The sequence below is a fragment of the Paenibacillus sp. FJAT-27812 genome (assembly GCF_001273905.1).
Taxonomy (GTDB): Bacteria; Bacillota; Bacilli; order Paenibacillales; family Paenibacillaceae; genus Pristimantibacillus.
On the sequence record NZ_LIGH01000001.1, the window covers coordinates 672,625 to 699,046 of the forward strand.

22 protein-coding genes are annotated in these 26,422 nt (G+C 49.1%); 1 reads left to right on the forward strand and 21 read right to left on the reverse strand.

Features of this window, described 5'->3' with window-relative positions; translation table 11 throughout:
- Nucleotides 1-5: 5 nt before the first annotated feature.
- The 3 genes from ADU23_RS02905 to ADU23_RS02915 all read right to left on the reverse strand — a co-directional run bounded on the left by ADU23_RS02905 (nucleotide 6) and on the right by ADU23_RS02915 (nucleotide 4,343).
- Nucleotides 6-902 carry a carbohydrate ABC transporter permease gene (locus ADU23_RS02905; RefSeq protein WP_231637299.1) on the reverse strand — a complete coding sequence of 299 codons (897 nt, stop codon included), beginning with the start codon at nucleotides 900-902 and terminating at the stop codon, nucleotides 6-8.
- 2 nt (nucleotides 903-904) lie between these two features.
- The gene (locus tag ADU23_RS02910; RefSeq protein WP_082198270.1) at nucleotides 905-1,762 is read right to left on the reverse strand and encodes an ABC transporter permease; all 858 of its coding nucleotides are present in this window, start codon (nucleotides 1,760-1,762) and stop codon (nucleotides 905-907) included.
- 256 nt (nucleotides 1,763-2,018) lie between these two features.
- Complete coding sequence (locus tag ADU23_RS02915; RefSeq protein WP_053372373.1) at nucleotides 2,019-4,343, reverse strand: helix-turn-helix domain-containing protein; 2,325 nt, start codon at nucleotides 4,341-4,343, stop codon at nucleotides 2,019-2,021.
- Between the two features lie 344 nt (nucleotides 4,344-4,687).
- Between ADU23_RS02915 and ADU23_RS02920 the strand changes: the two genes are divergently transcribed.
- Complete coding sequence (locus ADU23_RS02920; protein ID WP_053372374.1) at nucleotides 4,688-5,044, forward strand: helix-turn-helix domain-containing protein; 357 nt, start codon at nucleotides 4,688-4,690, stop codon at nucleotides 5,042-5,044.
- 11 nt (nucleotides 5,045-5,055) lie between these two features.
- Here the strand turns inward: ADU23_RS02920 and ADU23_RS02925 are convergent, their stop codons facing one another.
- The 18 genes from ADU23_RS02925 to ADU23_RS03010 all read right to left on the reverse strand — a co-directional run bounded on the left by ADU23_RS02925 (nucleotide 5,056) and on the right by ADU23_RS03010 (nucleotide 25,983).
- A complete protein-coding gene (locus ADU23_RS02925) occupies nucleotides 5,056-5,928 on the reverse strand; it encodes a hypothetical protein (protein ID WP_053372375.1) in 873 nt (290 codons plus the stop codon).
- A 79-nt stretch (nucleotides 5,929-6,007) separates the two neighbouring features.
- A complete protein-coding gene (locus ADU23_RS02930; RefSeq protein ID WP_053372376.1) occupies nucleotides 6,008-9,247 on the reverse strand; it encodes a DUF1542 domain-containing protein in 3,240 nt (1,079 codons plus the stop codon).
- A 30-nt stretch (nucleotides 9,248-9,277) separates the two neighbouring features.
- Nucleotides 9,278-10,618, reverse strand: coding sequence for a UDP-glucose dehydrogenase family protein (locus ADU23_RS02935; protein ID WP_053372377.1), 1,341 nt, complete (start codon nucleotides 10,616-10,618; stop codon nucleotides 9,278-9,280).
- A gap of 29 nt (nucleotides 10,619-10,647) precedes the next feature.
- Entirely contained in the window at nucleotides 10,648-12,018 is a 1,371-nt protein-coding gene (locus tag ADU23_RS02940) for a sugar phosphate nucleotidyltransferase (RefSeq protein ID WP_053372378.1), read from the reverse strand.
- A 506-nt stretch (nucleotides 12,019-12,524) separates the two neighbouring features.
- Nucleotides 12,525-13,481 (reverse strand): polysaccharide pyruvyl transferase family protein, encoded by a 957-nt coding sequence (locus ADU23_RS02945; protein ID WP_053372379.1) that lies wholly within the window; start codon nucleotides 13,479-13,481, stop codon nucleotides 12,525-12,527.
- Between the two features lies 1 nt (nucleotide 13,482).
- Nucleotides 13,483-14,835 carry an oligosaccharide flippase family protein gene (locus ADU23_RS02950; protein ID WP_053372380.1) on the reverse strand — a complete coding sequence of 451 codons (1,353 nt, stop codon included), beginning with the start codon at nucleotides 14,833-14,835 and terminating at the stop codon, nucleotides 13,483-13,485.
- A gap of 4 nt (nucleotides 14,836-14,839) precedes the next feature.
- Nucleotides 14,840-15,739, reverse strand: coding sequence for a glycosyltransferase (locus ADU23_RS02955; RefSeq protein ID WP_053372381.1), 900 nt, complete (start codon nucleotides 15,737-15,739; stop codon nucleotides 14,840-14,842).
- A 3-nt stretch (nucleotides 15,740-15,742) separates the two neighbouring features.
- On the reverse strand, nucleotides 15,743-16,774 hold the full coding sequence (locus ADU23_RS02960; RefSeq protein ID WP_053372382.1) for a glycosyltransferase family 4 protein: 1,032 nt from the start codon (nucleotides 16,772-16,774) through the stop codon (nucleotides 15,743-15,745).
- A gap of 70 nt (nucleotides 16,775-16,844) precedes the next feature.
- Complete coding sequence (locus ADU23_RS02965; protein WP_053372383.1) at nucleotides 16,845-17,417, reverse strand: DapH/DapD/GlmU-related protein; 573 nt, start codon at nucleotides 17,415-17,417, stop codon at nucleotides 16,845-16,847.
- Nucleotides 17,392-18,543 carry a glycosyltransferase gene (locus tag ADU23_RS02970; protein ID WP_053372384.1) on the reverse strand — a complete coding sequence of 384 codons (1,152 nt, stop codon included), beginning with the start codon at nucleotides 18,541-18,543 and terminating at the stop codon, nucleotides 17,392-17,394. The genes ADU23_RS02965 and ADU23_RS02970 overlap by 26 nt, the downstream gene beginning before the upstream one ends.
- Entirely contained in the window at nucleotides 18,543-19,712 is a 1,170-nt protein-coding gene (locus ADU23_RS02975; RefSeq protein ID WP_053372385.1) for a glycosyltransferase family 4 protein, read from the reverse strand. Before ADU23_RS02975 ends, ADU23_RS02970 begins: the two co-directional genes overlap by 1 nt.
- A complete protein-coding gene (locus ADU23_RS02980; protein WP_053372386.1) occupies nucleotides 19,709-21,094 on the reverse strand; it encodes a hypothetical protein in 1,386 nt (461 codons plus the stop codon). Before ADU23_RS02980 ends, ADU23_RS02975 begins: the two co-directional genes overlap by 4 nt.
- A 21-nt stretch (nucleotides 21,095-21,115) precedes the next feature.
- Nucleotides 21,116-22,231 (reverse strand): glycosyltransferase family 4 protein, encoded by a 1,116-nt coding sequence (locus ADU23_RS02985; protein ID WP_053372387.1) that lies wholly within the window; start codon nucleotides 22,229-22,231, stop codon nucleotides 21,116-21,118.
- A gap of 81 nt (nucleotides 22,232-22,312) precedes the next feature.
- The gene (locus tag ADU23_RS02990) at nucleotides 22,313-23,008 is read right to left on the reverse strand and encodes a sugar transferase (RefSeq protein ID WP_082198210.1); all 696 of its coding nucleotides are present in this window, start codon (nucleotides 23,006-23,008) and stop codon (nucleotides 22,313-22,315) included.
- Nucleotides 23,005-23,913: a UTP--glucose-1-phosphate uridylyltransferase GalU gene (gene galU / locus ADU23_RS02995; RefSeq protein WP_053372388.1), complete on the reverse strand. Its 909-nt coding sequence runs from the start codon at nucleotides 23,911-23,913 to the stop codon at nucleotides 23,005-23,007. Before galU ends, ADU23_RS02990 begins: the two co-directional genes overlap by 4 nt.
- A 192-nt stretch (nucleotides 23,914-24,105) precedes the next feature.
- Nucleotides 24,106-24,798, reverse strand: coding sequence for a CpsD/CapB family tyrosine-protein kinase (locus tag ADU23_RS03000; protein ID WP_053372389.1), 693 nt, complete (start codon nucleotides 24,796-24,798; stop codon nucleotides 24,106-24,108).
- Nucleotides 24,779-25,531, reverse strand: a complete 753-nt coding sequence (locus tag ADU23_RS03005; RefSeq protein WP_053372390.1) for a YveK family protein — start codon at nucleotides 25,529-25,531, stop codon at nucleotides 24,779-24,781. Before ADU23_RS03005 ends, ADU23_RS03000 begins: the two co-directional genes overlap by 20 nt.
- 167 nt (nucleotides 25,532-25,698) lie before the next feature.
- Complete coding sequence (locus tag ADU23_RS03010) at nucleotides 25,699-25,983, reverse strand: hypothetical protein (RefSeq protein WP_053372391.1); 285 nt, start codon at nucleotides 25,981-25,983, stop codon at nucleotides 25,699-25,701.
- Nucleotides 25,984-26,422 lie beyond the last annotated feature (439 nt).

The window sequence follows — 26,422 nt, forward strand, 5'->3', positions numbered from 1 at the left end:
CCTTATTAACCTTTAACCGAACCGATCAAGACACCTTTCACAAAATGTTTCTGAAGGAACGGATATACGCACAGAATCGGCGTGACCGCAATGACGATTGCCGCTGCTTTGATGCCCTCCGGCGTTAACAAGATTTGCCCTGCACCCTCGCTGCCCCCGGAATTGTTAAGCAGGCTTGCATCCACTTGATTGATCATCTGGTACAGCTTCACCATCAAGGATTGCGACGTCGTTTTTGTGATATAAAGCAGAACGCTGAAATAAGAGTTCCACCAGCCAACGGCATAAAACAGCGACAAGGATGCGATGATCGGCTTGCACAGCGGAAGCATGATCTGCATTAAAACCCGCCAATCCCCCGCTCCGTCCATAGCCGCCGACTCTTCAATTTCCTCGGGCAGCCCTTCCATGAACGTTTTCATGACAAACATGTTATAGGTACTGATCAAGCCTGGCAGCCATAAGGCCCAGTAAGTGTCCATTAAGCCCAGTGTCTTGACGAGAATGAAGCTCGGAATGATGCCGGAGACGAATAACATCGTGAACGTAACGAACATCAGCAATCCGCTGCGGCCTGCCAGGCGGCGTCTCGAGAGCGGATAGGCGGCCAGTATCGTCATAATCATGTTCAGCGCGGTACCGACAACCGTGATCAAAACCGTATTTCGCAAGCCGATCAAAATTTGCCCGTCATCAAAAAGCCGATCGTAAGCATGCAGGTTGAATTCAATCGGCCATAGCATCACTTCTCCGGATGTAATCGCCCGGCTGCTGCTAAAGGAGGCGGCTACCTCGTACCAAAGCGGGAACAGGGCGATTAGGGACGAGACGCCAAGAAATGAATAAAGGATGATTTTGCTAATCGAAGACAGCGCGAGGGCTGCGGCAGCATTTCTTTTCACCGTTACCATAACCCCCTCTCGCCGAACTTTCGTATGAGCCCATTAACGCCCACCACTAGAATAAAGCCGATCAAGGACTGGAATAAACCAAGCGCTGTCGTGTAGCTGTAATTCATATTTTGCAAGCCGACCCGGTATACGTAGGTGCTTATGACATCCGCTACGTCCAGCACGGATTGGTTTTGAAGCACCAGCGTTTGCTCGAGGCCAACATCCATCATATGCCCCATGCGGAGGATCAATAAGATGGCGATCGTGCTGCGAATGCCCGGAAGCGTAATATGCCAAATTTGCCGCAGCTTGTTTGCCCCGTCGATTTTGGCTGCTTCGTAAAGCTGTGGATCGATCGAAGCCATCGCCGCTAAATAAAGAATCGTCCCCCAGCCCGCATCGCGCCAAATGCCGGATACGGTATACACGACAGGCCACCAACTCGAATCCGCCATAAAATAAACCGGCTCTATGCCTAATTGTTTTAGGAGCAGATTCACGACGCCTGTGCTTGGCGATAGGATCGCGATGACGATTCCGCCCAGCACAACCCAAGAAATGAAGTGGGGCAAATACAACAGGTTTTGCACCGTTCTTTTGTACCATTCTCTGCGCACCTCGTTTAGCAGCAGGGCAAGCAGGATAGGCACCGGAAAACCAAACACCAGACTATAGATGTTCAGAAGCAGCGTGTTGCGAAGAATTCTCCAAAAATCCAAGCTTGCGAACAGCATTTGAAAATGATGAAACCCGACCCACTCGCTTCCCCATATTCCATCAATAAACCGGTAATTTTTGAATGCGATAATCTCGCCCGCCATCGGTGCGTATTTAAAGACCGCATAAAACAAGATGACAGGCAGAAGCATCAAATATAAGTGACGATCCCGCTTAAGCCGTATCCAAATCGTCCTCCCCCCCTTTATGTTCCGTCTACGATTCGATCGTACACAAAGCGCGGAAAGCTGGAAATAGACATGTTCTGTGACTGGTCTCTTTTATTGTGAAATGGCGCAGTCACCTTTCTTGAACAGGTTCATTCTTTTGCTGTGACACGTGACAAAGCCCGCCATAGCAAGGAAAAAACCGGGGCGACGCCTCCGCTAAGGAAGTGTGCCACCGGTCTTACGTTTGCTCCGTATCTTGCCCCGATAGCTTCCTGATGGCGTGCTCGCGGAACTCTGTCGGTGTCATCCCCGTATATTTTTTAAACGTCCGCAGGAAGCTCCGGGTATTCATATACCCAATCGCCTCCGCGATGTCGTTCACCTTCTTATCCGTGTCAGCCAGCAGCGCTTTCGAGGCGTCAATACGAATTTCGATTAGATAGTCGATGAAGTTGCGCTCGGTATATTCCTTGAACTGCTTGCTGATGTAGGTTGGGCTCAAATGAAACTGTTCGGCTAGAAGGTCAAGCGACAAATCATTTTCATGGTAATGGGCTTGAATGTATGTAAGCATCCGCTCAATCGTGTCGTTTTTTCCTCTCTGGCTGCGTTTGCTCGTAAGCTTGGCCGCCAACTCCTCAAGAACGGCGAGGACGAGGCTCTCTGCCTGCTTCCAATTCTCGCTGCGCTCGATCTTCTCGTAAATGCTGTCCAAGTTGCCCATCGACTCCTCGGGACCGATCCCGATTGCATCCGCAACCTGCAGCGCCTTCACAATTAAATCGAACGAAAACTGACGGATAAGGTCGGGGGGCAAGCCAAGCTCCACCGCCTTCTCGAAGGCTTGATGCACATCCTCCTTCATTTTGTCCGTATCAGTCTGCTTGAGCGCCTCCATAATTCGCGTCGCCTTCCGGTTCAATCGGTAATAGTCCTGACTGTCCGGCGGCTGCAAATCCTCGATTGAAATGACCGAATGGCTGCCAAAAAGCATCTTGTAGCGAAGCGCCTTAAGCGATTCGCCGTAGGAGCTTTGAATATCGCCCAATTCCTTGACGCATCTGCCGACGCCAACCGTGGCGACTAAGCCGAATTGCTTCTTAATGACCTCCAGTATCCATTCCAAAATAGCAAGCGCGCGCAAATGGTTTTGCTCCGCTTCGCCTTCCGCGAAGCTAAACACAAGCGCCGCCCGTCCGCCGCCCAAATCGATAGCGACGCCCGCATCCTCCTTGCCCATCAGCTCCTCCGCCACGTTGCAAAACACATACGTATAAAGCGTTTCATCGCGCGGGCTCAAGCTGCCTTCCGCTTTGCCGATTTCCGCCGTACATACAAGGTAGCGCTCCGAATAGAGCTTAATGCCGGTAAATTCAAGGTGATGCCGCAAAGCTTGGTAGTCCGTTCGGTAGCCGGTCAGCATATCCATGATCAATCTCCATTTGAGCACGGACTTGGAATCGCGCACATGCTTCTCCAAATGCTCCCGATCCTCCATCATCTGCTCGAACACCGTCTCTAAATAGGTGAAGCCCGCCGTATCGAATCCGCGCTTCTTATCCGGCTGATAGGTGCCTGCAAGCTTGCCAACCAGCCGGTCAAGCGGCTTGAACGTTAAGCGGTTGACGTAGAACAGTACAATTAACGCAAGGACGACCATAGCACCAGCTAATATGAACAGCAGATTGCGTGTAATCTGGAGCGGCTCGTAAATTTGCGATTCCGGCATAATGCTGACCATTTTCCACCCCGTATAGGCGGATGTCCGGTAAAACACCGTTTGCGGAACGCCGTCCAGCTTGATTGATAGGGAGCCGCTGCCTTCTGACGAGAGCACGTCTTTCATATAAGGCAACTGCTTCAAATTTTGATATAGCAGCGTTTTGTCGTCGTGGCTGACGACTTTCCCATCCGCGTCGAATATAAACAGATGGCCAGCCGAGCTTTCCTCATAGACGGATTTAATCATGCCGTAGAGAACATCCTCGTTAATGTTGACGGCAACGATGCCGTTGCGGTAGCCCGGACTGCTTAGCGTCGGGTAGGAGCGAACCAGCGTGACCACGTTTTGGGTCGTCGTTCCATCCCACACCGGATGGGTAGTCATCCACTTGAAATATCCCGGCATGTCCATGTAAGCAGCCAGCCAGTTGTCTACCGGAGCAATATCATTCATATAGGCCTTCTCGGTCAAAATATCGCCGTTCACGGCAGAGTAAACGAAAATGGATGAGAAAGTAGGATTCGCGTTAATAAAGTTTTTTAATTTTGTCGTTAATCCATAATAGTTGCTGTATTTTTGGGCGTCGTCATTGTAGCTGTCCAGCATGAAATACACGAACTCAAGCTCTTCCATAAGTGCAAGCAAATCTTTCTCGGTCTGGCGGAATGCGACTTCGATCTTTTGGTCTACTTGCTTGAGCAGAGCGAGATTCGTATTGGTCAGATCGGCCTCAAGCGGTCCAACCGTTCCCCGGTAGGACAACCAGAAGGTCAACACAATAATAAGCAGAAAGATGCTTCCGTAGATGGTCATCACTTTTCCCGAAATGCTCGATTTCATTCTTAACCTCCTCACGGGATGCAGCTTGTTCATTAATATATGCATCATATGAGTTCGGCATTATCATTTAATAGCTTTTAAGGCAAATAAGAAGCGAAAAAAAAAGAACCCTACAGGCCAGTGGTTGACCTGCAAGGCTATTTGTTATTTTCGAACGATCGTTTTAATCTATGTTTTTCACAATTCTGGAAGGTTTTGAGGATGGCATTGCACGTTATCTAAAATAGACAAGGGTAATTTGATCCATTCCCTTGTACATGCAAATGGTAAACATGATATAATTATGTGTGCGTTTAACCAGCAATGAAATAGATAACAGAGACGTTAGAGAGAGGGGGATTACGATGTTTGCGAAGCGCCTGAAGCAGCTGCGTAAAACGAGAAAATTGACCATGCAGGAAGTGGCCGATTACTTAGGGGTTGCCAAAAGCACGTATGCGGGTTACGAATCCGGGTACCGGCAGCCGACCATCGAATCCATTCAGACGATCTCGCGTAAGCTGCGCACATCGGCGGACTATTTGCTCGGGCTAACTGATTATCCGGAGCCTCCAATCGAGCTTAACCATAATGCGAAGGAATATTTGAATTACGAACAGCTCCACTGGGACGGAGTGCCTCTGGAAAGGGACGATCTGGTGCTCATTCGCAGCCTGCTCGAACGTGTGCTCCGCGACCGCACCTTGCCAAAGGATGAATAATCAATCCGTCATTAACCGCCCATTAGCTGCAGCAGCTTCGCCTCGAACTCACCTTGAAGCTGCAGCATCAATGCGCTAAACTTCTGCTGCCACTCCTCTGTAATCGCTGAATCCACATCAGCCTTCTCCGCGTTGTTGATCTTCTCTTGGAATTTCGTATTGCATGTGTTCTCCACATTCGCAAGACCGTCCATCCACTTCTGATTCAACTGCTGAAACGCATAAGGATCTGACATATCCAACTGCTCGATGCTTGCTTCCGCGCCTACCAGCACCTCATTCATATCCTGCGTGCATTTTGCCTGAAGCTGAATAATTTCTTGCTCGTATTTCTCGGACATATTTACCGGCGGCTCCGTTACGGCTGGCGTTTCCGGATTTGTCGTGCCTGGTGTTGACGTCCCCGGCTTCGTTGTGCCTGGCTTTGTTGTGCCCGGCTTTGTTGTGCCCGGTTTCGCTCCGCCGCCAGCGCCTGGCTTCACTTGATTTGGCTTCGCCGTATGGACAGGCCTCGTAGTTTGAACGGGCTCCGAGCCTTTATCCGGCTCAGTCGTCTCCTTCTCAGGAGGCGCCGTTTCTTCTCCGCCCACAGCCGGTTTATCGGTTGCTTGCCCCGCTTTATCTGTGACTGCTGGCTTCGCTTCATCCGCAGGAGGCGTGCTTTTCGGATCCGTCACGACCTCATCAAGGTCAATCAGCTCCGCTTGCTCATTCTGCGCTGCTCCATCCGCGCTTACGATAAGCCCTTGCTGCGAGGAATCCTTCCAATAAAGCCCGCCCCACGCTACGATCAGAATAATCGTTAACGAGCCTAAAATAATGTTAATGGTATCCGGTTTTTGAAAGCGGGGACGCCTCTTCCTTCGTGCATGCCGTTGACTCATATACGGCTACCACCTTTCGTTTGTAATAGAAAGAAGCCAGTCTTCCTTCCCCAATCGGAGAAGGAAGACTGGCTAGAGATTAAGAACGCATGATTTCCATAATAATAGCGGTCAACAATTTATTGACCTTGCTTTTTGTTTCGTTGATCGCTTTATTCTTCAATGAGTTAGTCGCTTTAACATTGTTGATAGCATTGACTGCTTCGTTTCTTGCCTGCACAACCTCTAGAACCAGCTCCGCTTTTTGCTCGTCATTCGTCGCCGCTTTCAGCTTCTTGTTAATAGCTGCAAGCTTATCATCAAGTGCCTGAGCGATCTTTTGCAGCTCAGCCTTAGGATCCGTTTCTACTTCACCGTTAATGAGCGTCACCTCTTGCTGGAAGATTACTTTAGCCGAGCCTCCGTAAGGATTAATCAGCGTCGCTTGAATAACGGCCGTGCCTGTAGCCACCTTCTTCGGAAGCGTTACTTTACCTTTGGAATCAACGGTAACATCTTTGCTTCCCGATACTTTCTTCCATCTCAATAATGAAGATGGCAGCTCTTTGCCAAACAGCTTCAGCGTGTAATCATGCTGTCTGCCGTTTGCCGTTACTTTTACAGCCGATATAACTTCTGAACGGATATAAGCGACAGTCAACGCGTTAAGCGCACGCTCATCGTTTTTCAGCTTCACTTGGAATTTCAAAACCGTCGAACGAATGTCCGTCGATTTAACGCCTAAGTTGTAAAGGGCTTCGCTTAATGCGTAGTCGTCCTTCTCTGCGATAATCTCCGCCATCGCTTCCATTAGCACTTCATTCATTTTATCCTTATTGCCAAGCAGCTGGGCAAGCTCTTTCGTATTCATGTCCGAGATGATGTCGCGAACCGTTCCTTCAATGCCCGGACGATCATTGCCATCGCCAAACAGTAGCAATAGGAAGTCGTCCATCGTCAGGGTCGTTACGCCGCCTGCTGCCGCAATCGTCTTCAATGTTGCTCGGAATTCAGGATTCGTACGAATCGCTTCGAGATCCTTGCCCTCCGGATCATACTGGATGGAGCCTACCGCTTGAATGATTTGGAATAGGCTCTTCTTCAGCTCCTCTTGATTAACCGATGCTGGAAGCTTCGCCTTGATTTTGTTCCAGACCGGATCAATCAACGCTTGATCCTTAGCGAAGCTAAGCTTCGTTATCTCTTCGCGTAGGTTGCGGACATCCTTCACATCCGACGGATCTCCGGCTAGCAGCGCCGCATGGAGCTTGTTCATTCGTTTCAGGAATTCCTCGGCAGGGAAGTGGTCTCCCTCGCCTTCCGCAGCTGTTAACGTCACTTGTTTCTCAAAAATAACCTTCGCTGTGCCGCCGTAAGGATTAATAAATGTCGCACGTATAACGGCCGAACCGGTTTGCGTGCCCCGCGAGAGTGTAACCGTGCCGTTTGCAGCCACCTTCACGTTTTCGCTTCCGGATACTTTGCTCCACCGCAGCGCAAGCGATGGAACCGCTACGCCAAATACTTTTAGGCTGAATACCTGCTCGCGGCCGTCTTCACTCGTTTTTACCGTCTCTACAGCTCCGGCGCGCACGCTGGCAATCGTCAACGCTGCTTGAGCCGGCTCATCCTTCTTCAGCTTCAGCTGGATGCCCGCCAATGTCGCGTTAAGCTCGTTAGCCGTAATGCCTACGCTGCTTAGAAGCGAGCTTACTTTATAGTCATCCGTTTCGCCAAGCAGCTGCTCTATCGCTTTAGGCACCAACGCGGCAAACGCTTGCTTGTCCCCGAGCAAACGCAGCAGCTCCGTGGAGGACAAGGCTGCAATCTGCTTCCGAATCGTTCCTTCCACGCCAAGCTTCGCGCCGCCATCGCCGAATAGATATAGCAGAAGATCGTCTACGACGAAGCTCGGCTCGCCGCCCGCTGCTCCAAGCGCCTTCAGCGCTGCCCGGTATTCGGGATTCGTACGAATCGCCTCTAAGCCGGATGCCTGCGGGTCATATTGAATCGAGCCAACAGCCTTCATTATGTTGAACAAGGTTTCTTTCAGCTTGGCTTGATCTGCCGTTGCCGGCAGCTTGGCAGCGAGCTTGTTCCAGATCGGGTCAATTAAGACCTGATCCGTTGCAAAATTAAGCCCAGCTATTTCATCCCGCAAATCGCGAACCGCTTGAATGTCAGCCGGATCGCCTGCCGCAAGGGCGCTGTGCAGCTTGTTCAGACGTTCAATCAAAGGAGCCGTAGGGAATTCCGTTTCCTCTTCCTGAGCAGTCGTCAATGAAACCTCCTGCTCAAAAATAACCTTCGCCGAGCCGCCGTATGGATTGATCAATCTCGCTTGAATAACAGCCTTGCCGCTTGCAACATTGCTTGGAATGGAAACGACACCGTTTGGCGATACGCTCACCTGCGCATCACCGGATACCTTCGACCATTGAAGGACAAGAGGAATAATCGATACGCCAAACACGTTTAGCGTATACGTATGCACGCGCCCGTCAGCCGTTATTTTCACATTCGGTTTCGCTGCCGATCGAATGTACGCCACGGTCATCGCACTAATGGCAGGTTCATCCTTTTGCAGCTTCAGCTGAAAATTCAGCACCGTTGCCCTTACATCCTGCGGCGTTACGCCAAGGTTGCTCAATATTGAGCTAAACTTGTAGGAACCCGTATCGCCTAGCAGCTTCTCCGTCGCTTGAAGCAGGACAGCCGTAATGCCCTGCTTGTTGCCTAGCAATTGAATCAGCTCCGTCGGTGTCTTCTCGGCAAGCAAGCTGCCGATAGTCCCTTCTACGCCCTTCCGGCTGCCCCCGTCGCCAAACAGGAACACAAGAAAATCATCAAGCCTAATATTTTCGTCGCCGCCTGCGGCCGCAATCGTCTTCAAGGTAGCGCGATATTCCGGGTTCGTGCGAATGGCCTCCAAATCGGAGGCATTTGGATCATACCGGAAGGAACCGACCGCTTTGACCAGACGGAACAGGCTCGCTTTTAATTCCGCTTGATCTACGGTTTCAGGCAGCTTAGCGCTAATCTTATTCCATACCGGATCAATCAGCTGCTGATTTGCCGCTTCATCTAGACCGGCGATTTCATCGCGCAAATTTCTAACCTCTTGCATATCCGTCTTGTCGCCCGCTGCAAGCGCGTCATAAAGACCTCTCATGCGCTCCAGGAACACGCTAGACGGCAATTCGGTTTCCGCGGCATTTGCCGTTTGGATAATTCCGAGCTTCTGATACAATCCTTTCTGGCTTAGCGGCAAACCGCCAAGTGAAGCGGTAAGCATTGAAATCGCAAGCGCGGATAAGGTCACCTTTTTTCTAATCGTCATCTTTCGTTCACCTCTAGTCATAAGTTTGGACTAAAATTGCAATACGGGCATTTGCTGCTTCACGCCTTGGTTTAAGCTTGGTCGGCCAACGGAATAATACACGAATTCAGTTCCAATGAGATGCTCTTCTTCGAAAACATTGCGGCCGTCAATCAGAATCGGATTTTTTAATACCTTTTGAAGAAGGCCAAGATCGACCCTCGAGAACTCCTCCCATTCGGTCAACAAGCAAAGCGCATCCGCATCCTTGGCTGCTTCCATCGCATCGGCGCACCATTCGACTCCTTCTATTTGGTAAATAGAGCGGAAGTTATCGATGGCGATCGGGTCATAGGCTCTCACCTGCACGCCGTTATCGATCAAGTGCTGAATGATCTCAAGTGCCGGCGAATCTCGCACATCATCGGTATTTGGTTTAAAAGCTAGCCCCCATACCGCAATGGTCTTGCCATGCAGCTGGCCGTCAAAGATCGTCTCCAGCTTGCGGATAACGTTGAAGCGCTGATCCTGATTCACTTCCACAACCGAGCGAAGCAGCTTGAATTCATAGTCGACGTGGCCTGCGATTTGAATCAAAGCGCTCGTATCCTTCGGGAAGCAAGAGCCTCCATAGCCGATCCCGGCTTTAAGGAACGACGGGCCGATTCGCTTGTCATAACCCATGCCTTCCGCTACCTTCGTCACGTCAGCGCCGACCTTCTCGCAAATGTTGGCGATCTCGTTAATAAATGATATTTTCGTAGCGAGGAAGGCATTGGATGCATATTTGATCATTTCGGCGCTGCGGATATCCGTTACGACGATTTGCTCGGTTAATGGGATGTGCAGCAGCGTCATAATGTCTGACGCGCTTTGGCAATCGGCTCCGATAATGATCCGATCGGGGTGCAGCGTATCTTGGATCGCAGAGCCCTCGCGCAAAAACTCCGGCAGCGAGATGCTGTCGAAGCGCTCATTCGTGCGCGAGCGGATCAGCTCAGCCAGTCGCTCGTTTGTTCCGACCGGCACGGTGCTCTTTACCGCAATAATTTTGTAGCCGTTCATCGCCTCTGCAATCTCGATGGCCGCTTGGTTAATATAAGAGAGGTTCGCCTCGCCGTTTGGCAGCGGCGGCGTTCCTACCGCTAAAATGATAATGTCCGATTGGCGCACCGCACTTGGCAAATCGGTCGTGAACGATAGCATTCCTGCCTCGCGATTCGCCGATGCCAGCTCCTTAAGGCCAGGCTCATAAATCGGAATGCCGCCGGCATTTAATGTATCGATCTTGCGCGGGTCCTTATCCACGCAGATGACTCGGTTGCCTAGCTCGGCATAACAAACGCCTGATACAAGCCCGACGTAGCCGGTTCCAATAACCGTAATGTTCATGCTTATCGCTCCTTCATCGCATTTTTCGTTTATACGGTGCAAAATCCCAAAATTTCTTTCCAATCAAAAGCCAGCCGGACGATATCTTCTTCAATAAGCTCCGAGCCCGTTTGAATTTCGATAATGTCCATTTCCGTCTCCGCGCGCAGGCTGTGCAGGCTTTCTTTGGAGATCGTCAATACGTCGCCTGATTTCACGACAAAGCTCTTCCCGTTGAGAACCATCGTTCCTTGACCCGCAACGATCGTCCATACCTCATCTCTCAGCAAATGATATTGGTAGCTCAAGTTTTGGCCTTGCGCTACGCAAATCCGCTTCGTCAATACTTCCTTGCCATCCGGATATTTTAAGTAATCGAGCACCCGGTAGCGTCCCCAGCGCCGTTCCTCATACATCGGGCGCTGGTCCGAATGCTTCATGACTTCCTTGATCATTGGGCTTGAAGCTTTATCCGATACGAGAATGCCGTCAGGGCTTGCTGCAACAACGACGTTTGATACGTTCAGCAGCGTAATCGGAATGTCCAGTTCATTGATGACATGCGTATTTAACGAGTCGCCGGTAATGATCCCTTTGCCGATAAGCGGCGTTTCGATTTCCTCGGTCAGCGTATTCCATGTGCCAAGGTCCTTCCAATCGCCCTCATAAGGCAGCGCCACGATATGATTCGATTTCTCAACAATTTCATAGTCGAAGCTGTTCTTAGGAAGCTTGCCGTACTGCTTCAGCATTTCGTCGTATTGAATCGGGAATTCATTGGCGATCAGGATGTTTATGAGAAAATCGAGCTTGAATGCAAAAACCCCGCAGTTCCAAAGCGCAGCCTGCTCAATCATCGCTGCCGCTTCTTCTTCGCGGGGTTTTTCTCTAAAGCTGTGTACATTCACATAGGACTCATCCGCTTCGGCGGATTGCTCTGGAACGATATAGCCGTACTTCTCGGAAGGGTAGGTCGGTTTGACACCCATAAGCGCCAAATCAGCACCCGATTCATTCAGAACCAGCTCAAGCTCCTTCGTTTTCTGGAAAAATGATTCCTCTACATAAGGATCGACCGGCATGACAACTACCGTCTCGTTCAGGCTCACGCCTTGCACCGAGTATAAATAGGTTGCTGCCAGCGCGATAGCCGGGAAGGTATCTCTTCTCTCCGGCTCGACGATCACTTCGATCTCGCTTCCGAGCTGGCTATGGATCATATCCACCTGCGGTTTGCTAGTTGCGATGTAAGCATGCTCGCGAAGCCCCGCATTCGATATTTGTCCCCATACGCGCTGAACCATCGATTCACGCTCGTCATTGGCGTTTTTGAGCACCTTCAGAAACTGCTTGGACCGCGACTCATTCGACAACGGCCACAGCCGCTTGCCCGAACCACCTGATAGAAGAACAATTTTCATGCTGATTCCCCCTAAAAAGTTTTGTGGAGCATTTACTACCTGAACGTCTTCGCAACAAAACTTGCTTCGAAAGCATAAGCTTAGTTTTGTGGAGCATTTACTACCTGAACGTCTTCGCAACAAAACTTGCTACGGAAGCTACGCACATACGCGCTATCTCATTAAATAACAGGAAAAGCTCCAGCTAATTTGCTCATATCCAGCCTCATAGCGCACTTAACAGGATTTTCTCCCGCTAATTCCGCTAAGATGGCCTTAAAATTAAGAAATCCCCCAAATTACATGGAGGATTTCCAGCTAATTGCATCTATACGCCGAGTAGAGGTTACATTAACAGGAGTTTTTCCCGTTAACTCTCCCTCTCCCGCGCCGCTCTCTCGCCTTGCTAACGCCCGCATTCACGAACGCGCTATGCATCCATCCGCTGAACTATCTTCCCTTCGACACTAAACCCGCCGCATAAGCAGCATTTTTCTAAACGATATGGTCAACAGGAGCAGCACCGGCTAGTTAGCTTCGTTACTCACCACTAATTGAGCCGACTTCACGCTGCTGGTCCATGTATTATAGTAATTCGAGTTTTTGCCGTATGAATTGTCGAGCAGCGTGTTAGGCTTGTCCATCAAGCAGGACAAAATATGTCCATGCAACCTTGAGGTTTGCACGACGCGGTAGCCGCTGAAGCGCTTGACTGCTTTATCGACCAAATAATCGGAATACTTGCCCCATATCGCCTGCATCGGCAGCGGAACGCCGCTCTTGGTCATCATTTGTCCGATCACCCTAATCGACTTTTTCTCCACTCGGTTGTAGAGGGAAGCCCAGTCCAAATGATCGCCCCGCCCTACCGCTTCAAAGCTCTCCTGCTCGCTCGTCTTCTCGATGTCGGTGCGGAAGAAGCAAAGCAGCTCCTTGCCCGGGCTGCTCTTCGGCAAAATCGGCCATAGCTGATGCGCCATGTCCGGCGATAAATAAACGCAGCATTTGTGAAATTTTTGCACCGCCAAATCATAGGTTAAGGTGTCCCGTACGAAGAGATGCGTATCCTTATGGCTATTGAAGAGGCGCGCTGTCCGCTCATACTCCGCATCGCTCTTAAAGTAAATCGTCTGCGGAAGCAATACGATTCGATGGTTTGGATAGCTGGCAACGATCTTCTCACGCAGCTTCTGATGAACCGGATACAGATCGCCGAAGTTTCCTCCGCCCTGCAGCACGATAATCTGATCGTTTGGAATCGTCAGCTTGTCTGGAAAATCAAGGACGCTGTACCGCGCCGCAACGCGGATATGATTGTCTTTGAAAAAAGCCTCTGCCCCTTTCATAATCAGCAGATCCCCGCCATTGTTGTATACCGGATAATCGACATAATAGATGCTTGAGCCTGGCGGAATGACCTTCAATATTTGGAGAAGCTGCCTCTTTAGACCCTCCATCGGGTGTATGTTCGTTTCCACTAGCATATCAGCGCGCTCCTTTACGTTGTTTTTTCTCTTTCAAACGATTGATCAGAAAACGGAAATCATTTTTATCAAACAGCATATTGCTAAGCCTTACCCCAAAAATCAACCGCATCGACGTCATCGTTACCGCCATGCGGATGACAGCGCCGATCAATAAGGCGAGCGCGATGCCGTTCAGCCCATACAACGGCGTAAACACAAAAAACAAACCGATCGTTGCCGCCAAGGCAATCAACTGGCGCACCAGCACAAGCCCCGGCCGTCCCATCGCATTAAAAGCGGAGGCTAGAATCCAAGAGCCGCCTCCGAGAATGCATTCGATAGACAGCAGGTAGAAGGCATTGCTTGCTTCGAGGAACGGCGCTCCGAACAGGATGCCCATCAGATAACGGCCGATGAACATGCTCGGAATAACGACGATCGTCATCAGCAGCATCGATAACCGAAATGCCCTGCCAACCGTAGCGATAATGGCTGACTTGTCCATGCCGGTTACCTTTGGAAACACAACATTCGTAATCGCCATCTGCACGACATTGAATACGCGAGACAGCGCATAAACGACCGTGTAAAGCCCAAGATCCCTCGCTGTCAGCATCGATAGAATGACGATTTTATCGAACTGCGAGTACAGCGTGCCGAGCAGCTCTACCCAGAATACCTTGCTGCCGTAGCCGAACAGCGCCTTAGCCGCCAACCGATTGCCAAGCCCCTTCAGCCAGTTGATGCGGAGCGCATCCCTTATGCTGTATAAGGACCACGATACGACAAGCACGCTAGTCACAAGAAAGATGAGCGAAGCGTTCTGAAGACTTAAATCCCCGATCGCCCATAGCACCATGAGTCCCGCCAGGTTGAACAGCGGAACATATAAGCGTACGCCGTTGTATACGTTGAACTTGCTTGTGCTCTGTGCCAGAGCCGATATTAAATTGATCGCAAGCAGGATCGGCAGCATGAGCACCGTATACCATCTAGCGATTTGAACGATGTCAGCGGGGTAATTGCCAAGCCAGACCGGCAGCCAAATCCAAGCAACCGCGCCAATGACGATGCTGACCGGAATTTGGAAGAGGAAGCCCGCCCTGACAAAATCGCCGCCGCTGCCTTTATTTTGTTTCATGTTATAAATAAGCGAGGTTGGCAAGCCGAACCCTACGAGACCCGCGAGCAGCGTCGGCCAAAATAAGATAGCTGAGAACTCGCCTTTCCCGACAACGCCGAACATGCGCGCCGTTACGATCGAGGTCAGCGTACTAATGACCATCACTAATAAATTAGTCGCGCTAGTCCGCATAATCGTCTGTACGAGTCCGTTGCCCTTCCAAGCTTTATGAATGGCAAGCTGTGACATCAAGTCAACCCCTACCGTTATATCGCAGGATGCCGACCAGCGATCCGTTGCGGTAACATATTTTCACAACCTGGCTAATAAATCTCTTAAAATGAAAGATAGACAGCAGCGACGTTCCGATCGCCTGAACCATTCGAATCGAATGCTTCACAACGGCAAGGATGCTTCGATCCTGCCGCTTCACTGCATCGCTGACTCCCTGCCAATAGATCCGCTTTAAAAACCATTTTTTCGTCGTGCGCTCTTTGGCGATTTTGTGCTGGACGGGCGCGAACGGCGTATAGTACACCTTATAGCTCTCACGAATCCGCGCAATCAGCTCGCTCTCCTCGCTCGACAGCAGATTGTTGCCGACCCGTCCAAGATCCTCGCGGAAAGGCTTGAACTTCCGAAAGACGCTGGCTCGGAAAGCAACGTTAGCTCCGTATGGAATCGCCGGCGCCGGCATTTCCTTAATTTCATTCGAATAATCGAGAATCGTAAACACCGAGCGATGCTCCTTCGGAATCCAATCGGGCTCCGCTGCTTCCCAGATCGGATCGATTTTGCCGCCTACGCAGCCGATCAGCGGATCGCTCTCGAAAACCTCCACAATTTGCCGCACCCAGTGGCGGGAGGCGATCGCATCATCATCCAGGAAGAGAATATATTCGCCTCTCGCTTCCTTAATCGCCCGGTTGCGTGCCACCGATAACCCGAGCTTATCCTCAAAAATATAGCGCACGGCCGGACCATGAATCCGCGCCAGCCCGCCTACGACTTCTGCCGTATTGTCCGTCGAACGATTGTCGATGACGACAATTTCAATTTGCTCCCGCTCATAGCTTTGAGCAAGGACGCTTTCAATCGCTTCTCCCGTATCCTTTGCCCGGTTATGGGTGCAGATGGCCACCGTTACCTTCATCCTTTATCCCCATCCTTGGTAAACGTTTTTTATCTTTTGCGCAATCGTGCTCCATTCCAATTCCTTCAGCACCTCTTCATACTGCGGCGAGCGCTGCTCCCGCTTCACGTTCAAGGCTGCTTTCATCGCATTCTCCAAGCCGTTGTAATCATTCGGGTTGTAGCTCACGACCATGTCTTCCTTGAAGTACTCGTCGATAAAATCATTGTCCGGCATGACGATCAGCTTTCGGAACGACAAGCCGAGAATCGCCGAGCCTGATGTCGTAATTTCCTTGTACGGCATGACCATCACGTCGACGGCGCTGATCAGATCGGCAACCTCTTCATTTGGAATGAAGCGCAAATCCAAAATCATATTTTCCTTATCCTCTACACGCTTCAAATAAGACTCCATCTGCTTGTCCGCTTTGCCGGCTACGATCAGATAGGACTGCTTCGTCTTCACCGCATTGAAAGCTTCTATTAAGTCCTCGACGCCTTTATAGGCTTTAATCGCGCCTAAGAACAAATAAATATCCGCATCCTCGCTAATGCCGTAAGCCTTCCTGCAATCGATGCCCTTTGGCTTATAAACGCCCAGATAATGTCCGTGCTTTACCACAAAAAGCTTGCTTGCCGGAACTCCGAATTCCATCATGACCTTTCGTTTGATCGACTCGGACGCTACCAGCAGCTTGCTGCAAAATTTGCAAATCAACCCGCGCATGAAGCGCTCCAGCTTCTTATATTTCACTTGATGCGGATACAGGTTATGAATCGTCCAGACAAGCTGCACCTTGCGCACCTTCAAATAAACCATCGTCATGAAAAAAATGAACGATTTTACGATGAACAGCAGCAAATTGCGATTTTGATAGGCATGATGCATCCAGTGGATATGGACAATGTCTCCTGCTCTCGTCCCGCCGACCTTCAGCATCAGCTTGCCATGCTTCAAATCCTTTACTTCCATACCTGCGCCGCTCAGCGAATTCGTTAACAAATCATTGTAAAAGTTCAAATCACTCGATTTTGGCCACATCCATACTTTCATCGCCATACGCTCCCTAGCCTAACCTGAATCATTGCCGCTGGATATTCCTCCAAAGCCGTTCCGCCCTCGATCAGTTGTATCTGCGAATCCATTCATTCGTTACCCGGAGCTCGCGAATCACCTTGGCAGGCGTGCCGCCTGCCAGCACATTTGCCGGAATATCCCGCGTTACGATGCTGCCTGCCGCAATGACCGAGCCTTGGCCAATCGTAACGCCCGGCAAAATCACGGCGCCGCGTCCGATCCAGACATTATCCGAGATGACAATGTTTTTGCTCACCGACCGGTCCTCCATGTCAACAGGATGAAAGTTCGTATCGATAATGTTCACCATCGGACCGATGATCGTGTTGCTGCCGATTCGGATCGACTGCGTGCAGCCGATATCGAGGCCATAATTAAAAAACACGTTATCGCCAACCCACAGCTCAGCCTGCTTCTCGACCGTAATCGAAGACGGAAACGGCTTTCCTTGGAAGGAAACATTTTTGCCGATATCAAATTTACCCTTGTTCTTCACATTAAGCTTCCCGGCTATTCTGCCAAGCCTGCCGACCGAGCTCGCCTTGATCGGAAGTACAGCCGCTCCCTTCAGAACGGCCAGCAGCTTGCCGAAGCTAATTTGACTGTATGCTGTACTCATCCGTTCCTCCTGCCGCTTCCGGCTTCACGTTTGGCGCGAGCAAACGACTGTAAGTGGACTCTACTTTTTTGGCAATCGTGCTCATGTTAAAATCGTTCATTACGCTGGTGTAACCGCGATTAGACATCTCCTGATGGTCGACGTTCTTGTCATATACCCGCTGGATCGTCTGATACAGCTCGTCTACATCGCCGTCCTTCACGATAAAGCCGCCATTCGTATGATGGATGATTTCTGGCGCTCCGCCGGAATCCGCTACGATAACAGGCGTTTCAACGAGCATCGATTCAATAATGACTCTGCCAAACGGCTCGTTAAGCGAGAAGTTGATCGTAAGATCACATTCCTTCATGACATCAAGCGGTTTATTGCTGTAGCCATAGAAGATAACCTGATGCTCTAATCCATAAGAGAGCACCTTCTGGATCATATCATTGTAATAACCATCCGACCCGTCAACGGAAGCATCCCCTACGATAAGCAGCTTCCAGTTGTTCCGGTTGCTGTCGGCTAGTTTCTTGACGGCTTCAATCATGAGATGATACCTTTTCCATTCCACGATTCGGCCGAACGTTCCGATGACAAGCGTGTCATCCTCCATAAAAGTCCGGCTCTTCTTCGTCAAGGCAAGCTCAGGGTCAACGCCATTGTAAATAATCGTTTTGTTGCTGCCTTGGATCGAGTTCGCCACAAAATGCGAGATGCAAATAACCCGGTCAAAGAAACGAGGAAGCACCTGATTGAACATGCGCAAATGCGTATAATCGCGGTGATGCCAGACCAGCTTGGATTTCGCCAGAAATTTTAGCGGAGCCGTGTACCACGGAGCCCGCCAGCCGTTGGCGTGCACGATGTCGATTTTATTTTTCCGAACGAATGACTTGATCTTAAGCACCGTTTCGATATAGCCTAAGCCAAACTTCTGCTTAATGCTGTTCAGATGCAGCGGGAAATGTACATATTCCGCACGGATCTCATGCAAATACGACGCATCGCCGGGGCTTAACAAGAAGATCCGGTATTTCGACGAGTCCAAATAATTGATGAGATGGATGAGGCTCTGCTCGGCGCCGCCTTTTTTATCCGCATGGGTCACAAACATAACGTTAATTTTTCGCTTGTCCATTACAGCACCTGCTTTACTTTATAACTGGTATTTAAGGACTGAATAAACGACTTCAGCACCTCTTTATGGTTGTAATGCGTGCGTAAGAAGCTTTGCGACGACTCCAGCAGCGCCTTCGCCGCTTGCGGGTTATCGAACAGCTGCTTGATTTTCGCGTAAAATAGCTCCGGCCGGTCGGCGACCATAATATGCTCATTATCGACTAGCCCGGTTCCTTCATAGCCGATGGAGGTCGAGATGACCGGCAAGCCGTTCTGGATCGCTTCAATCGTCTTCAGCTTGACGCCCGCTCCGTTTTGCATCGGATTAACGAATAAATAACCGCTTCTATAAATGTCGTCGAGGCTCTTCGGCGTATCATGCACGATCACGTTCGTCATATCGTACGGCTCAAGCCAGCTTAAGCTCTGCTTTCTGCTGTTGCCTGCTATGATGAACTTGTACTCCGGCTCCTTCAGCATCAGCGGATGGATATGCTCGAGATACCACTGAATCGCCTCCCGGTTATTCGGCATAAATAACGAACCGATAAATACGACATTTTTGTTTTGAAAATCACTGGATTCGAAGCTGACCTTCGAGACAGGCGGAGGCAGGAACAAGCTCTTTGCCGCTGGATTTTGCTTTTGGAAATTTTCAAATTCTTTGCTCGATATAAACAAATATTTGTCGACCTTCTCGAGCATTCTTTTTTGCAAAATCGCGAACTTGCTGCTCTCCATGTGGTAATACATTTTATGGACGACGTTTTTGGTGCTTCTGGCAAGCGCCTTGAAGTAGACCGCTTCATCGTTGTGAACTCTTAGGATCGCCGTGTCTTGCCTGATCTTCGGATTTTGCAGCACCGGGTACACATAGTCGCCCTCAAGCAGCACATAATCGTAATCTCCTGACAGCTTGACGCTTCGCAGCTCGCTTCTGGACTGTACCTGCATCGGAATGACGTGGAGCAGATCCGTAAGCTTGCTTCTGCGATCGCAGAGTGTAATTTCTTCTACATAGTCATACACAGCTTCCATTTCTTCCTTAGACGGCGTCTGCTTGCCGCATACGAGCAGATGAAGCTTCCAGCCGAGCTCAGCGAGCACCTTGATTCTGCCCCAAGTGTCGACTCTTCCGCCATGGTCGGCGGGATATGGGAAATCACTGCACACTACTAGCATTTTCATTTGACTACCCCCGACCTTTTTGATGATTGGATTTCGTTCTTGCCAAGAAAAAGGCTAATAAAAGCAAACAGCAGCCACACCTCGTACTTGATTTCTAAGGTAACGAGAAGCATGGAGAATAAAATGAACACAAGCGCTAAAAAAAGAATGGAGCTGGATTTCACTTTGATAATCAGGTTTTTGGCGAGCAGGTAGAAGAACAGCACCGAAAAAATTCCGCCGAACATCACCCACTGGAAAAAGCCTGATTTAACGCCTAAGTTTTTATCCGAGCCCGAATATTGCAACAGCTCCCCCGCATTAATTTGGCTAATGCCAAACATGTTGTAGTAAAAATGGGACATCAAGCTAATCGAATCATTCACATACTTATCAAAATACATGAGGTATGCTCCTGTGCCGACCCCGAGCGGATTGTGAAGGACGGTGGCCAGCGAGATAATGATCGTTCCCATTCGCGTGTAGGAAGATGTGTAGTTTTCGATGTCATTGCTAAACGAGCTGACCAGCCCTGCCGAAAAGTTGGTAATGAACATGTACATGGCCAGTACGACTGAGATTAGCAAAATAAAGTTTTTCTTTTTTCGAAAATCCAAAAACTTGATCATCGTCACGACCAGCGTGAGCAAAATAATGATCATGAACCCTTTTGAACCCGTAATGAACACATAAAACAGAAAGAAGCTTGAAGCGTAAACAATGGACAGCGTTCTTGCAAAGCTGCTTAAATATTTGGTCAAATAAACGAGTATCGCAGAGTATACAACGACGATCGAGCCTGTCGTGCTGCTCTCCGAGGTTAACATTCTAACCCGCCAATAAGGATGGTTCCCTGAATGCAAATACGTAAAGGCGTTTGGCATGCTCATAAGCTCCAAAATCATAATGGCCGCAAGCAGCGTGACGACTGCAAGAAAGCAGCCATACAGCACTTTAAAGCTTTTGATCTTGGAAAATACGAGCTGCATATGCCTGATATAAAGCAGGATCAGCACAAAATAGATCAAAACCTTTATCGCTTTGCCAAGCAGCCCTTCCGAGCCGAAGCTGTAGCTGCCCTGTATGAATTGAACGAGCAGGTAGACGATGCTGATAAAGCTCAAATAAAGGATAAAGCCGAACAAATACTTTTGCAGCACCGACCCATGCATCACCCTCTTATGTTTCGCAAGCATTGCAATCTCGCAAAACATAAACAGCGGCAGCATAAGAATAATAGGCGATCTGCCGATCTCACCGATCATATTGACTAACGGGAAATCCTGATAGACGGTCAGCACCAGCAATAGGCTCAGGTAGATCGCCAAAAAGACCTGTTCCTTGCCCTCTTTCTTGGCTAATTTATCATTAGTCGTAAGGTTGCTCTGCAAGCTTAGGCTCATCTTCTCTCCATCCCCGTAAATCTAGACATATTTTTTGATTGCTGCGGAATACGGATCTTTTCGTTTTTGCAACGTTTCCTCATAAAGCCGCTCAATCTGCTTGTTCATTTGAACCGAATGAAATTTATCTTGGAAAATATTCAGCCCGGTCTGTCCCATCGCCTCCAGCGTCGGCTTGTCCAGCCTATGGACGATGTCAGCCAGCTCTTGCTTGTTCTCAAAATCAAAGATGTAACCATTCAGGCCATGCCGGATAATTTCCGGAAGCGCGCCCCGATTGCTTGCAATGACCGGCTTCTTGTTCCGCAGCGCTTCAATGGCGACGATGCCGAAGCCCTCCCAGCGCGATGGAATGATAACCGCATCACAGGCTCTCATGTAACGGTCGATCTCGGAGTTGTCTACCCAGCCGATCTTGACCGCATTGTCAGGGAAAACATATTCAACTTCCTCCAGCACCGTGTCTCCGACCAAATAGAGATGGACGTTCTTGAACTTATGCTCGTTGAATACGTCCAGCAGCAGGTCAAAGCCCTTTTGGCGGTCGAAGCGGCCGACGTAGAGCAAATTGATTTTGTCTTGCTGCGTATCAAAGGGTGGTTTGCTGGAAGCAATCGTATCGGAAACGCCGTTATAGACGACTCCCGATTTCTCGGCTGGCAATCCGTAATGCATAGCCATCTCATATTCATGCCTAGAGATATTGATAATGTAGTCGGTACGGAGTGCCAGCACCTTCTCCACGAAAGCAAAGGCCCGTTGTTTCCAAGGCTTCGTGTCCATCAGGAAAGCCCAGCCATGCGCGTTGTAAATGACGACCGGCCTGCGGCTCTTGAAAAAAAACAACGTCCGCAGGAAAACACCTGCGAACGTTCCGTGGACATGAACGATATCCGGCTTAAACGCCTTTACCTTGTGATGAATGGCTTTTATCGCTTGAAGGAAATAAGCCGGCTTCCGCTTGTATGGATACAAGCACAAACGGTCTTGGCTAATCTGAAGCGACTCAGGGCGTGAGTTCTGCTCGGAAGCCATAAGATAGATATCATGTCTGCCCGATTGGTAACTCAGCACCTCGTTCAGGTGGGTTTCAATGCCGCCCTTCGTAAACTCCGATATATGCAGGACTCTTGCCATTTCATCAACTCCTTAAAGTTTTGCGAAGCAAAACTATCATCGTAAGCATAGGCTTAGTTTCGCGAAGCAAAACTTTGTTTATTAATAAGCATCCGAGCTAACGACGGTTTTCACCGTTTTCAGCATAATTTTAATATCGAACCAAATGCATCTTTTCTCGATATAAGCCAGATCCAGCTCAACCATTTGCTTGAAGCAAAGATTGTTTCTGCCGCTAACCTGCCAAAGCCCTGTGCAGCCAGGCGTTACGGACAGGCGCTGCTTGTCATACTCGGTATATTCCGCCACTTCCCGTTGAAGCGGAGGTCTTGGACCGACCAAGGACATTTCGCCTCTTAGCACGTTCAGCAATTGCGGCAGCTCATCAATGCTTGTTTTCCGGATTAGCTTGCCGATTTTCGTAATGCGCGGATCGTCCTTCATTTTAAACATTGCGCCTTTAATTTCGTTCTTATCGAGCAACTCTTTCAGCTTATCCTCGGCGCCGGTCAGCATCGAGCGGAATTTGAACATCCGAAACGGCTTCTCATTTTTGCCGATCCTTGTTTGATAGAAGAAGACAGACCCTTTCGGATCCTCCCACTTAATAAGGATAGCGATAATGATAAACAGCGGGCTTAACAGCATTAAACCGACTAGCGAACCAACAATGTCAATCGTACGCTTCATTACTGAATACATCGTAACCGCTTGGCGATCATCGCGCCCTGCAATCGTATTCGAGTAGTAATCAGATACGCCGACTACCGCTTCATCCTGATATTGTGGAGGTGTCATCTTCTATCGCTCCTTCCGGATAATAATTGCTTGCTGAGCTCCCGCTCCATCAATTCCTCAAGCTCGGTCATAAGCTTGTACTTCAGCTCATTGTTCCTAAGCGCAAAATCGAGTGTCGTCATAATAAAGCCAAGCTGTTCGCCGACATCGTACCGAGTGCCTTGGAAGTCGAAAGCATATACGCCTTGGTCCATATTAAGCTTTTGAATCGCGTCCGTAAGCTGAATTTCTCCCCCGGCGCCGCGCTCATGCCGCCCCAAATATTCGAAAATTTCCGGTGTTAGCACATAACGTCCCATGATCGCTAGATTGGAAGGCGCTTGTCCTTGCGGCGGCTTCTCTACGAAACTATTAACCTCGTATAAATTGTCCAACCGCTGTCCGGGATCAACGATACCGTAACGATGCGTTTGATCGACGCCCACGCTTTGAACGCCAATGACGGAACGCCCTGTTTTTTCATACTGCTCGATAAGCTGCCTTGTGCATGGCGTCTCAGCCTCGACGATATCATCGCCAAGCAGAACGGCAAACGGCTCGTCGCCGATAAAGTTGCGCGCGCACCAAACGGCATGCCCTAGTCCTTTTGCTTCTTTTTGCCTTATGTAATGGAGATTCACATTTGATGATTTTCTTACCTTTTCCAAAATATCGAATTTCCCTTTTTCCTCTAAAATATGCTCAAGCTCAAACGCGATATCAAAATGATCCTCAATCGCACGTTTACCTTTACCTGTGACGACGATGATGTCTTCTACGCCTGATTCAATCGCTTCCTCTACGATATACTGAATAGTCGGCTTGTCGACGATAGGAAGCATTTCTTTAGGCATCGCTTTAGTTGCTGGCAAAAAACGGGTGCCGAGTCCTGCGGCAGGGATAATGGCTTTTCTCACTTTTTTCATCTGACTTCACCCTATCCTATTATATTTTTTGTATATATACAGGGGCATCGAACCCCTCCTCACGTCACACCCTTGACGATTAACGTCTAAGGTCGGCTGACCCACAGCATGACCGAGTGCCTCCGGTGATAGAGGTGCAGGAGACATTACCTATCCATTCCTTGCTTTTGGCTACTCGGGACCGGCTCGCATTTAAGCGTCCGTCTTCTCTCCGTAGTAATAGGAATAGATATCCGAATGATTTCGATTGATTTTGTTGAGCACGACGCCGATCAACCGCGCCTTCACATGCTCAAGTGAAGCCTTCGCTTTGAGCGCCACGTCTTTTTTCACTTTTCCGGAATCGACGACCAGAACGACGCCGTCGCTTTGAGTCGCTACGATCTGAGCATCCGTTACGGACATAATTGGCGGCGTGTCGATAATAATGACGTCGTAGCGTTCCCTAGCCTTCTTCAGCAAATCTGCCATTTGATCCGACGAGAGCAGCTCCGATGGATTAGGAGGCGTTGGCCCCGCTTGAATGATCGATAGATTCTCGGTACCCGTGAACTGAATGATGTCCTCCAGCTTCAGCTGGTTAAACAATGCGGTCGTTAAGCCGCTGCGGTTCGATTTTCCAAAAATATGATGCTGTGACGGCTTGCGCAGATCGGCATCGATAAGCAGTACCTTTTTGTTGGCTTGAGCGAATGCAACCGCCATATTGGCGCATGTTGTGCTTTTGCCCTCGCTCGGCTTGGAGGAGGTAACCATGATGATTTGCAGCTTTTGGTTAATGGTCGAGAACTCGATGTTCGTCCGCAGCATGCGGTAGCCCTCTGAAATCGGCGATTTTGGATTAAGCTCGGTAATAAGGTTCCATTTAGGTATCAAGCGAGACATTTTGTTCCCTCCCTGCTAACGTCTTTGCCGGTGCGCTGCTTCTCTCAAGCGCATCCCTCTCTTCAAACTTCGGAATGGACGATAGTACCGGAACTTCAAGGAGCGCCTCGATGTCTTCCTCGGTCTTAATCGTGTCATCCAAATAATCAAGCAGGAAGGTAAGTCCTACACCTACCATCAAGGCCAGCATAAAGGTGACGGCAATGTTCATTTTTGGGTTCGGTGCTACCGGCGCATGATTCTCCTTCGGGTCGGCTTGGTCCAAAACCGATACGTTGTCTACCTTCATAAGCTCTGGAACCGATTTTTGAAAAACGATCGCAATCGCGTTGGCGATTCTAGCCGCTTGCGCGTAAGAATCATCCCTGACGGATATGGACATGACCTGCGTCTCATTCACCGAGCTTACGGATACTTTGCTGATCAGCTCGCCGTACGTGACGCCAAGGTCCGGATACTGCTTAACGACCTTTTTCATCATTCGCGGCGTTCTTAAAATCTCTTTATAGGTTTTGATAAGTCCAATCGTGGAGTTGATCGAGCCAACGTCTATGCTTGGAAGCAGCGAGCTGCTGCCTTTAAAATCGTTGACGATTAATTTGGCGGATGCTTCATACTGTGGTGTGATGAAGTAATTGGAGTAAATTCCGATGGTTAGACAGCTGACGGCAATAATTAAAGCAATCATCAATAGCCTTCTCTTCACGATGATCCAATACTGTTTTAATTCCAATTGATTTCCTCCGTTACTAATAAAGTCATCCGTCCTTGCAGCTTCATGAAAGTTGTTCTTATCGAATATTAAAATTCTTTAATTATTCAAAACGCGACCTTTTAGGCGTGATTTATTGATTAGGTATATCCTGTTTCATGAATGCCTGACAACAAGGACGGAACCTATTATTTTGCAGTGTTCATAAAATCATCGACTGTTCCGCCATTCATAACATGCTCCATCATATCGGCAGAGCAGGCTTGTTTGCCCAGCTTGCCGAGAAGCTGCGAGAACAGCTCAGCCATATCTACTGGTTCATTGCACGGACGGCATCCTGTAGCCATAAGGAGCTCAGGCAATGTTCTTGCTTCCGTTTTCCCGTCTTGCTGCACGAGAGAAGGATCCTCGGATAGTATTTTCAAAAATTGCTTCAGCCTTACTCGCTTCTGCTCCTGATTTGAAATGTTCATCTTTGAAACCTCCATTCTTCGGCTCGCTCGTTCCTTAACGTTGAATCGTCAAACCCTTCCTGCAATCTAGTATGACACAGATGATAATAATTCTTGAGGGAATAAAGACATGGTGTCGATTAGCCATTCGTACTCATTTTCATCCTGGTTTTCATAAGTACGGACTCCTAATTGATGTGAATAGTTGGAAATAAAACGGCACTATTTTGATGTCGAAATTAATAATTCTGACAACTGGAAGCGCTTTATGAATTTTCTGAGAGAGTCCCACTTCAGACTCATTTTTACCAAACCTTCATTCGCTACTTTTCCCCATAGCTAAAGGGTTTTTCCTGTTTTGTTAGGTTGCTCAACGTTTTTAATTTGCAAATGAATGCGCTTTATTGACGTAAAAAGGAGGGACTATTGACCAGTATCCTACCTAAGCAGGACAAAATCC

Bases quoted from the DNA above. Each gene is read 5' to 3' on its own strand.
- ADU23_RS02910 (WP_082198270.1), bottom strand. From the start codon at position 1,762: ATGCTTCTGCCTGTCATCTTGTTTTATGCGGTCTTTAAATACGCACCG.
- ADU23_RS02915 (WP_053372373.1), bottom strand. From the start codon at position 4,343: ATGAAATCGAGCATTTCGGGAAAAGTGATGACCATCTACGGAAGCATC.
- ADU23_RS02920 (WP_053372374.1), top strand. From the start codon at position 4,688: ATGTTTGCGAAGCGCCTGAAGCAGCTGCGTAAAACGAGAAAATTGACC.
- ADU23_RS02925 (WP_053372375.1), bottom strand. From the start codon at position 5,928: ATGAGTCAACGGCATGCACGAAGGAAGAGGCGTCCCCGCTTTCAAAAA.
- ADU23_RS02930 (WP_053372376.1), bottom strand. From the start codon at position 9,247: ATGACGATTAGAAAAAAGGTGACCTTATCCGCGCTTGCGATTTCAATG.
- ADU23_RS02935 (WP_053372377.1), bottom strand. From the start codon at position 10,618: ATGAACATTACGGTTATTGGAACCGGCTACGTCGGGCTTGTATCAGGC.
- ADU23_RS02940 (WP_053372378.1), bottom strand. From the start codon at position 12,018: ATGAAAATTGTTCTTCTATCAGGTGGTTCGGGCAAGCGGCTGTGGCCG.
- ADU23_RS02945 (WP_053372379.1), bottom strand. From the start codon at position 13,481: ATGCTAGTGGAAACGAACATACACCCGATGGAGGGTCTAAAGAGGCAG.
- ADU23_RS02950 (WP_053372380.1), bottom strand. From the start codon at position 14,835: ATGTCACAGCTTGCCATTCATAAAGCTTGGAAGGGCAACGGACTCGTA.
- ADU23_RS02955 (WP_053372381.1), bottom strand. From the start codon at position 15,739: ATGAAGGTAACGGTGGCCATCTGCACCCATAACCGGGCAAAGGATACG.
- ADU23_RS02960 (WP_053372382.1), bottom strand. From the start codon at position 16,774: ATGAAAGTATGGATGTGGCCAAAATCGAGTGATTTGAACTTTTACAAT.
- ADU23_RS02965 (WP_053372383.1), bottom strand. From the start codon at position 17,417: ATGAGTACAGCATACAGTCAAATTAGCTTCGGCAAGCTGCTGGCCGTT.
- ADU23_RS02970 (WP_053372384.1), bottom strand. From the start codon at position 18,543: ATGGACAAGCGAAAAATTAACGTTATGTTTGTGACCCATGCGGATAAA.
- ADU23_RS02975 (WP_053372385.1), bottom strand. From the start codon at position 19,712: ATGAAAATGCTAGTAGTGTGCAGTGATTTCCCATATCCCGCCGACCAT.
- ADU23_RS02980 (WP_053372386.1), bottom strand. From the start codon at position 21,094: ATGAGCCTAAGCTTGCAGAGCAACCTTACGACTAATGATAAATTAGCC.
- ADU23_RS02985 (WP_053372387.1), bottom strand. From the start codon at position 22,231: ATGGCAAGAGTCCTGCATATATCGGAGTTTACGAAGGGCGGCATTGAA.
- ADU23_RS02990 (WP_082198210.1), bottom strand. From the start codon at position 23,008: ATGACACCTCCACAATATCAGGATGAAGCGGTAGTCGGCGTATCTGAT.
- galU (WP_053372388.1), bottom strand. From the start codon at position 23,913: ATGAAAAAAGTGAGAAAAGCCATTATCCCTGCCGCAGGACTCGGCACC.
- ADU23_RS03000 (WP_053372389.1), bottom strand. From the start codon at position 24,798: ATGTCTCGCTTGATACCTAAATGGAACCTTATTACCGAGCTTAATCCA.
- ADU23_RS03010 (WP_053372391.1), bottom strand. From the start codon at position 25,983: ATGAACATTTCAAATCAGGAGCAGAAGCGAGTAAGGCTGAAGCAATTT.